The sequence below is a fragment of the Streptomyces sp. UNOC14_S4 genome (assembly GCF_020740835.1).
GTDB lineage: Bacteria > Actinomycetota > Actinomycetes > Streptomycetales > Streptomycetaceae > Streptomyces.
This window is the reverse complement of record NZ_JAINFC010000352.1, coordinates 1-8,201: the sequence shown is the minus strand read 5'-3', so window position 1 is coordinate 8,201 and position 8,201 is coordinate 1. Positions and strand designations below refer to the sequence as shown.

Below are 8,201 nucleotides of genomic sequence, written 5' to 3'. Positions count from 1 at the left end.
GGTCGGGCGGGCTTGGTCCGGCTCAGCCGGGCTCAGCCGGGGCTCAGAGGTCCTCGCCGTGGGCGCTGAGGAAAGCGCGGGGCTCGACGGCGCTGCCGTAGTCCGGGGTGGTGCGGATCTCGAAGTGCAGGTGGGGGCCCGTGGAATTGCCAGTGGAGCCCGACAGGCCGATCCGCTCGCCGGTCATCACCATCTGCCCCACGCGCACCGCGATGTGCGAGAGGTGGGCGTACTGCGAGTAGGTGTTGTCGTCGTGCTTGATCACGACGGCGTTGCCGTACGCGGCGCCGTCGCCGCCGCCGTGCGGGCCCGCCTTCACGATCGTGCCGCGGTGCACGGCCTTCACCGGGGTGCCGGTGTTCACGACGAGGTCCTGGCCACTGTGCTTGTAGGCCCACAGGGGACCCGAGATGCCGAAGGGCTGGCCGATCGTGTAGTCCTCGACGGGCGCGACCCACGCGTCGGCGCGTTGCCGCGAGGCCACGACGGCTCTGCGGGCCTCGGCGGCGCGCCGGACGGCCTCCTGCTTGGCGCGGGCCTGACCGGCCTGGCGCCTGGCGCGGGCCTGACCGGCCTCCTGCTTGGCGTGAGCCTGGCCGACCTGGCGCCTGGCGTGGGCCTGACCGGCCTCCTGCTTGGCGTGAGCCTGGCCGACCTGGTGCTTGGCGTGGGTCTGACCGGCCTCTTGTCCGGCGTGGGCCCTGAGCCGGGTGCTCCCCCGGGTGTGGTGCAGGGCGCCGCCCAGCGCGGTCACGGAGGCGAGGACCGGGTGCCGGTGGTGGTGCCAGGAGGCGTCGTCCGCCAGCGCCACACTGGTTCCGAGCACGAGGGAGGCTCCGATTCCGGCGGCCACGAGCGCGGCGACGCGGGTACGGAGAAGGGACGCGCTCGTGCTGCGGAAAGTGGCGTGCTTCGACATGAAGAAATACCTCCGGGCATGAATGGGCCCCGGCAGTCGGACCGGGGTCGCCGAACCTTGGCAACCCGCAATTGCGGGGCGGCCAAGAGCGCCTTCTACGGGCGGAATTCGTTTCCGTGGCGCGGGCAATTGGTCCCTACCCCCGGGCACAGCGTGGCAAATTCACGCTTTTGTGGCGCCTGTCCGCGTCCCTGGACGGGTAGAAGCCGGGATTCGCCCTGTGCCTGTGCTCGTGCGGCTTGCCTCCGCGTGGCAGCTCCGGGCACGCCGGTTTCCGGTCCGCGGGCCGTCCTCCGGCGGTACGCTCCGGGCGGACGCACGGAGTTCGGCGGTCACGGACCGCGACGACCCATCGGGGGCGCACGATGAGCAACGCTTCGCACGAGTTCGACGGCATCGAGCTGGCGGACGCCGTCCAGGCGGTCCGCGACGGCCTCACGGCGGCCGCGGCGCGGGGCGCGGGCGAGGAGGTGGCCTTCGATATCGGCCCGATCGCGATGGAGTTCGAGGTGGAGATCCGCCGGGACGTGAAGGGCTCGGGCGGGGTGAAGGCGTGGATCTTCAGCGCCGGGGCGGAGGCGGCCCGGGGCTCGGCCCGTACGCACCGCGTCTCCTTCACCCTCACCCCGAAGGACGCCCGCACAGGCGGCACCCTGCGGGTCGGCAACCAGCGGCAGGGCGGCACGTCCCGCCTGGGCGGCCCCTCGGACCAGTAGCGGAGCCGGACCCGAGCCGGACCGGCCACCCGTCAATCCCCGAGGGCCAGCTTCACCCCGAAGCCCACGATCACCCCTCCGGTGACACGGTCCAGCACCCGCCGGGCGACGGGCTTGCGCAGCCAGCCGCGCATCGCCCGGGCAAAGGCGATCAGCACGGTGGACCAGACCAGCGCGAGCAGCACATGCACGGAGGCCAGCAGCAGCCCCATGAGGACATGCGAGCTGCCCGCGGGCATGAACTGCGGCAGTACGGCCACGTAGAACACGCCCATCTTCGGGTTGAGGAGATTGGTGAGCAGGCCCCGGCGCCAGCCCGCGGCGAATCCGCCCGGCTCGGGGACCTCCTCCGGCGTGGTCTCCGCCGCGCCCCGGTTCCGCCAGGTGTCCCGGAGCATCCGCGTGCCCATCCAGGTCAGATATCCGACGCCCGCCCAGCGCAGCACCTCGTACGCGACCGGGGACGCGGCCAGCAGTGCCGTCACTCCGAGTGAGGTGAGGGCGCCCCAGATCATGGTGCCGGTCTGTATGCCGAGGACGGCTCCCCAGGCGCCGCGGCGCTCGCCGAGTGCGGCCGTGCGCAGGATCAGGGCCGTGTCGAGGCCGGGTGTGAGCGTGAGCAGACCGACGACGAGGGCGAAGGACCACAGGGCGGTTGTCATGACCATGGATCGTCAGCCTACTGACGGTCCGTCGCACCGGCCATGTCTCCGGCCCCGCGATATCCGAATTCGGATCGGGCGAGTTCCGGATCCGGGCAGGAAAAGACCTGGGGTACGCGGAAAAGGGGGAGGCCCCGGAACCGTTATCCGGTTCCGGGGCCTCCCCCGTGCTTGTTCGGCGCTGCTGCCGGGGGCGCTGTTACGCGTCCTTCGACAGGTTCGGACCGGCGCCACCGGCCGCGGACTCGATCGGCGGAGTGTCCGGCAGGGCCGACTTCTCCTCGCCGCGGAAGGTGAACTTCTTCTCCTCGCCCTCGCCCTCGGTGCCGACGACCACGATGTGGCCGGGGCGGAGCTCGCCGAAGAGGATCTTCTCCGAGAGGATGTCCTCGATCTCGCGCTGGATCGTGCGGCGCAGCGGGCGGGCACCCAGGATCGGGTCGTAGCCCTTCTTCGCCAGCAGGCCCTTGGCGTCCGCGCTGAGCTCGATGCCCATGTCGCGGTCCTTGAGGCGCTCGTCCACCTTGGCGATCATCAGGTCGACGATCTGGATGATGTCTTCCTGGCTGAGCTGGTGGAAGACCACCGTGTCGTCGACACGGTTGAGGAACTCGGGCCGGAAGTGCTGCTTGAGCTCTTCGTTGACCTTCGCCTTCATCCGCTCGTACCCGGTCTTGACGTCGCCCTGGGCGGCGAAGCCCAGGTTGAAGCCCTTGGAGATGTCCCGGGTGCCGAGGTTCGTCGTCATGATGATGACGGTGTTCTTGAAGTCGACCACGCGGCCCTGGGAGTCGGTCAGGCGACCGTCCTCCAGGATCTGCAGCAGCGAGTTGAAGATGTCCGGGTGTGCCTTCTCGACCTCGTCGAAGAGGACGACGGAGAACGGCTTGCGGCGCACCTTCTCGGTGAGCTGGCCGCCCTCCTCGTAGCCCACGTAGCCGGGCGGGGAGCCGAAGAGCCGGGAGACGGTGTGCTTCTCGCTGAACTCCGACATGTCGAGGGAGATCAGGGCGTCCTCGTCGCCGAAGAGGAACTCGGCGAGCGTCTTGGACAGCTCCGTCTTACCGACACCGGACGGGCCCGCGAAGATGAACGAGCCGCCGGGGCGCTTCGGGTCCTTGAGGCCCGCACGCGTGCGCCGGATGGCCTGGGAGAGCGCCTTGATGGCGTCCTTCTGGCCGATGACGCGCTTGTGCAGCTCGTCCTCCATGCGCAGCAGGCGGGAGGACTCCTCCTCGGTCAGCTTGAAGACCGGGATGCCGGTGGCGGTGGCGAGGACCTCGGCGATCAGATCGCCGTCGACCTCGGCCACGACGTCCATGTCGCCGGCCTTCCACTCCTTCTCCCGCTTGGCCTTCGCGGCGAGGAGCTGCTTCTCCTTGTCGCGCAGGGAGGCGGCCTTCTCGAAGTCCTGCGAGTCGATCGCGGACTCCTTCTCCCGGCGCACGTCGGCGATCTTCTCGTCGAACTCGCGGAGGTCCGGCGGCGCGGTCATCCGGCGGATGCGCATCCGGGAACCGGCCTCGTCGATCAGGTCGATCGCCTTGTCCGGCAGGAAGCGGTCGGAGATGTAGCGGTCGGCCAGGGTGGCGGCCTGGACCAGCGCCTCGTCCGTGATGGAGACCCGGTGGTGGGCCTCGTAGCGGTCGCGCAGACCCTTGAGGATCTCGATGGTGTGCGGCAGCGACGGCTCGGCGACCTGGATCGGCTGGAAGCGGCGCTCGAGGGCGGCGTCCTTCTCCAGGTGCTTGCGGTACTCGTCGAGCGTGGTGGCACCGATGGTCTGGAGCTCACCGCGGGCCAGCATGGGCTTGAGGATGCTGGCGGCGTCGATCGCGCCCTCGGCGGCGCCCGCGCCCACGAGGGTGTGCAGCTCGTCGATGAACAGGATGATGTCGCCGCGGGTGCGGATCTCCTTGAGCACCTTCTTCAGGCGCTCCTCGAAGTCACCACGGTAGCGGGAGCCGGCGACCAGGGCACCGAGGTCCAGGGTGTAGAGGTGCTTGTCCTTGAGGGTCTCGGGCACCTCGCCCTTGACGATGGCCTGCGCCAGGCCCTCGACGACCGCCGTCTTGCCGACACCGGGCTCGCCGATGAGGACGGGGTTGTTCTTCGTACGGCGGGAGAGCACCTGCATGACCCGCTCGATCTCCTTCTCGCGCCCGATGACCGGGTCGAGCTTGGATTCGCGAGCGGCCTGCGTCAGGTTGCGGCCGAACTGGTCCAGGACGAGGGAGGTCGAGGGGGTGCCCTCGGCCGGGCCGCCCGCGGTGGCGGCCTCCTTGCCCTGGTAGCCGGAGAGCAGCTGGATGACCTGCTGCCGGACCCGGTTGAGATCGGCGCCCAGCTTCACGAGGACCTGGGCGGCGACGCCCTCGCCCTCGCGGATCAGGCCGAGCAGGATGTGCTCCGTACCGATGTAGTTGTGGCCGAGCTGGAGGGCCTCGCGGAGCGACAGCTCCAGGACCTTCTTGGCACGGGGGGTGAAGGGGATGTGGCCGGAGGGCGCCTGCTGGCCCTGGCCGATGATCTCCTCCACCTGCTGGCGGACCGCCTCGAGCGAAATCCCGAGGCTCTCCAGGGCCTTAGCGGCGACACCCTCACCCTCGTGGATCAGGCCCAGGAGGATGTGCTCGGTGCCGATGTAGTTGTGGTTGAGCATCCGGGCTTCTTCCTGAGCCAGGACGACAACCCGCCGCGCGCGGTCGGTGAACCTCTCGAACATCGTTAATCGCTCCTCAGAGCGGTCAGGCAGTAAGGGGTCGGTCCCCTCCCTGTCCTTCCGCATGCTAGTCCCGCGGGACGGGACAGCTCATTCCAACTGCCGACATCCGTCCGGATCACCCCCGCGTCGGCGGGGAAACCTGCTGCCGAACAGCCGACAACTCCTCCAACCCGATGGTGGGAGACGATGTTCCCGCAGGCCAGGCATATACGCTCACCACCACTACGCCCACGGCGAACGCGGACTCGGCCCGACACGCCCGCCGGCCGCACCGCCGGACCCCCGGTGATGCGCCATGACCGCTGCTGTACCGCCTCTTTCCCATGGGGAAGGTCCTACCCGTACGCACGCACGATCCATGCGGCGCGACCGTCATCCCTCCGCTACGGGCGAACAACCTCGCACCACCCGGAGCCTCCGTGCGCCCCTTGCCCCTTATACGGAGCGTGCCCAACTACCAACCCTGCGTAACCTCTTGGGCGCTTCTCAGTTGCACCGCGTATGACCGTCGCCCTCCCGCGCCCCTGCGGCCCCGCGTCTCCATGGTGCCAGGCACGCCACTGGTACGAGCACGAGCTGAGCTGGCCGACCGTGGGCGAGGAGCCCCTGGAGCTGCCCACCGGCGTGCGCTTCGACGTACTGGACGTCCCGCCGGACGCGGGCCTCGCGGTGCTCGCCCGTGCGGTCCGCACCGGCCCCGTGGCGTTCGACGGCCGAGCGCGGAGGCTGCGGTTCCTGATCGCCGCGGGCAGCGCGGAGGAGCTGCCGGAGCTGCTCGAATGGCTGGAATGGGGCGGGGTCGCCCTGGATCTGGCCGCGCTGGGGCCGGGCGGCCGGATCGTCGCGCCCGAGCCCGCCGAGGCCGCCATGCCCGCTGTGCCCGCCATGCCCGCTGTGCCCGCCGGCGAGGGCCGCGGGCACCTCCGGGCGGAAGGCGCGGGAAAGGCCGTGTGGGTGCGGCCCCCCGTGCCGGGGTGCGATGTGGAGCCGACGCTGCCGGTGACCGGCCTCGGGGGCGATGGGGGCGCCCCCGACCTCGTACGGCTCGTGGGCGCGGCGGCGACGGAGTGCCACCGGGCCCGGATGCGGCGCGCCGGGGAAGCGCGCACGCCCCTGCCGACGGGAGGTCAGCCGTTGGCCTTCTCGTACGCCTCACGGATGTCGGCGGGGACGCGGCCACGGTCGTTGACGTTGTAGCCGTTCTTCTTCGCCCAGGCGCGGATCTTGGCGGTGTCCTGGCTGCCACCGGTGGCGGCGACGCGCACCTTGCCGCGGGCGGCGGCGGAGCGGCCACCCGTGCGACGGGCCGACCGCACGTAGTCCGCGAGGGCCTCGCGCAGCTTGTCCGCGTTCGCCGTGGTGAGGTCGATCTCGTAGGACTTGCCGTCGAGCGCGAACGTCACGGTCTCGTCCGCCTCGCCACCGTCGAGGTCATCAACAAGAAGGACCTGAACCTTCTGTGCCACGGGGAATCCTTTCAGTGGAAAATGGGATTACGGAGGAATAGCAAACCGCCTTTCTCTGAAAAACACAAACCCCCCGGGAAGGTTCAGTCCGCCTTCCGCGTGGGAACGATGCCTTCCGGAGGCATGGGATAGGGGCGCGATTCGGACATAGGGACCGCGATCACAGATGCAGAAGCATCCGGCTGTTGCCAAGGGTGTTCGGCTTCACCCGTTCGAGGCCCAGGAACTCGGCAACGCCCTCGTCATAGGAACGCAGCAGCTCGCTGTAGACATCGCCGTCCACCGGTGTCTCACCGATCTCCACGAAGCCGTGCTTCGCGAAGAAGTCGACTTCGAAGGTGAGGCAGAAAATGCGCCGCACCCCGAGCCAGCGCGCCGTCTGAAGCAGCTTCGCCAGGAGTGCGTGACCGACCCCGCCACCCTTGGCCACGGGATCCACCGCGAGCGTGCGTACCTCGGCGAGGTCCTCCCACATCACGTGGAGTGCGCCGCAGCCGACGACCTCGCCATCGCTGTCCCGTTCGGCCACCCAGAACTCCTGGATGTCCTCGTAAAGCGTGACGGTGGCTTTGTCGAGCAGGATGCGGTCCTGGGCGTAACGGTCGACGATGCGGCGCACCGCGGGAACATCGCTGGTCCGGGCGCGACGGACGGTGACGGCTTTTGATAGCGCGGGCATGACCGGACGCTATCGCCCGGCATCCCCGGCACCGTCGGCGGGCCCGTCGAGTTGCACGATGCGGATGGCGTCGCGCAGGGCTTCGCGCTGCTCGGCCGACATCATGCCGAAGAAGGCGACGAGCGCGGCGGCGGGGTTGTCACTCACGGACCACGCTTCGTTCATCAGTGCGGCCGAGTAGGCGGCCCGGTTGGAGACCGCCTCATATCGATAGGCGCGGCCTTCCGCCTCCCGCCGGACCCAGCCCTTCTGATACAGGTTGTCCATTACGGTCATGACCGTGGTGTAGGCGATGGACCGTTCCTTCTGAAGGTCTTCCAGCACTTCTCGAACAGTGACCGGCCGGTTCCAGTCCCACACGCGCGTCATCACGGCGTCTTCCAGATCACCCAGGCGTCGAACCACACGCGAATAATAGTGGGAGATGTCTAGAATGCCGGTTTATCGTGGCGCAAAAAGGGCGCACGACCGAGAAATTACCGTCTCGATACGTACGCCTTGTGGACGTGATACGCCCGAACGGGTCGGTCGGTGGACACGCTGTTCGACCGGAACTCGCGAGCCGTCCGCCGCGGCGGCCCCGGACAAGCCGGAGGAAGCCCCGGGAAGCCCGAGGAAGAGGCTTCGGGAAGCCGACGGCAATCGCTCCGGGGAAGCGCCGGAGCGAAGAGCGAAGTCGGGAGCGCCCCTTTGGGGCGCCACCGGACCTAGGAGCTCTGCTCGCCGCTCGCGGAGCGCGCCATGGCGGCGTCGACGGCGGCGTCTTCCTTTGCCTTGTTCGGACCGCCCTGACTCTTGACGATCGTCACGATCAGCGCGATGAAAGCGACCGCCATCACCACGGGCGGGACCAGCGCGGCGACATAGTCCATGGCCGTCGGCTCCTTCTGGTTCTGGATTCTGCGATTGCCAGCAGTCCGTCCAGATTACGCGCGCATCAGGCCGGTCGGGCCGCGGGGTCGGAATCCGCCGCCCCGGCCTGCGGAGAGGGCTTCCGACGTGGCGGAAACACCTCGCCGGGGGTGGGAATGGGG

General features: G+C 69.3%; 9 protein-coding genes. 2 read left to right on the top strand and 7 right to left on the bottom strand.

Annotated features, from left to right (window positions below; translation table 11 throughout):
* Positions 1-43 precede the first annotated feature (43 nt).
* Positions 44-919 carry a M23 family metallopeptidase gene (locus K6I34_RS26090; protein ID WP_229329125.1) on the bottom strand — a complete coding sequence of 292 codons (876 nt, stop codon included), beginning with the start codon at positions 917-919 and terminating at the stop codon, positions 44-46.
* A gap of 365 nt (positions 920-1,284) precedes the next feature.
* Here K6I34_RS26090 and K6I34_RS26085 point away from each other — a divergent pair, with 365 nt between their 5' ends.
* Positions 1,285-1,635, top strand: a complete 351-nt coding sequence (locus tag K6I34_RS26085) for a trypco2 family protein (RefSeq protein WP_229329123.1) — start codon at positions 1,285-1,287, stop codon at positions 1,633-1,635.
* 32 nt (positions 1,636-1,667) lie between these two features.
* Here the strand turns inward: K6I34_RS26085 and K6I34_RS26080 are convergent, their stop codons facing one another.
* Together K6I34_RS26080 and K6I34_RS26075 are read right to left on the bottom strand one after the other, a co-directional pair.
* Positions 1,668-2,303, bottom strand: a complete 636-nt coding sequence (locus tag K6I34_RS26080; protein WP_229329122.1) for a LysE family translocator — start codon at positions 2,301-2,303, stop codon at positions 1,668-1,670.
* Between the two features lie 193 nt (positions 2,304-2,496).
* On the bottom strand, positions 2,497-5,022 hold the full coding sequence (locus tag K6I34_RS26075) for an ATP-dependent Clp protease ATP-binding subunit (RefSeq protein WP_229329119.1): 2,526 nt from the start codon (positions 5,020-5,022) through the stop codon (positions 2,497-2,499).
* A 501-nt stretch (positions 5,023-5,523) separates the two neighbouring features.
* Between K6I34_RS26075 and K6I34_RS26070 the strand changes: the two genes are divergently transcribed.
* Entirely contained in the window at positions 5,524-6,219 is a 696-nt protein-coding gene (locus K6I34_RS26070; protein ID WP_229329117.1) for an SCO3374 family protein, read from the top strand.
* On the opposite strand, the gene K6I34_RS26065 is transcribed toward K6I34_RS26070, so the two are convergent.
* From K6I34_RS26065 to K6I34_RS26050, 4 genes are all read right to left on the bottom strand, one after another.
* Entirely contained in the window at positions 6,150-6,488 is a 339-nt protein-coding gene (locus K6I34_RS26065) for an Lsr2 family protein (protein ID WP_229329115.1), read from the bottom strand. The two genes, K6I34_RS26070 and K6I34_RS26065, sit on opposite strands and share 70 nt — an antisense overlap.
* Before the next feature lie 160 nt (positions 6,489-6,648).
* A complete protein-coding gene (locus tag K6I34_RS26060) occupies positions 6,649-7,167 on the bottom strand; it encodes an amino-acid N-acetyltransferase (protein WP_229329113.1) in 519 nt (172 codons plus the stop codon).
* Positions 7,168-7,176: 9 nt separating this feature from the next.
* The gene (locus K6I34_RS26055) at positions 7,177-7,572 is read right to left on the bottom strand and encodes a BlaI/MecI/CopY family transcriptional regulator (protein WP_121801650.1); all 396 of its coding nucleotides are present in this window, start codon (positions 7,570-7,572) and stop codon (positions 7,177-7,179) included.
* 302 nt (positions 7,573-7,874) lie between these two features.
* A complete protein-coding gene (locus K6I34_RS26050) occupies positions 7,875-8,039 on the bottom strand; it encodes a hypothetical protein (protein ID WP_183147561.1) in 165 nt (54 codons plus the stop codon).
* Between the last annotated feature and the right edge of the window lie 162 nt (positions 8,040-8,201).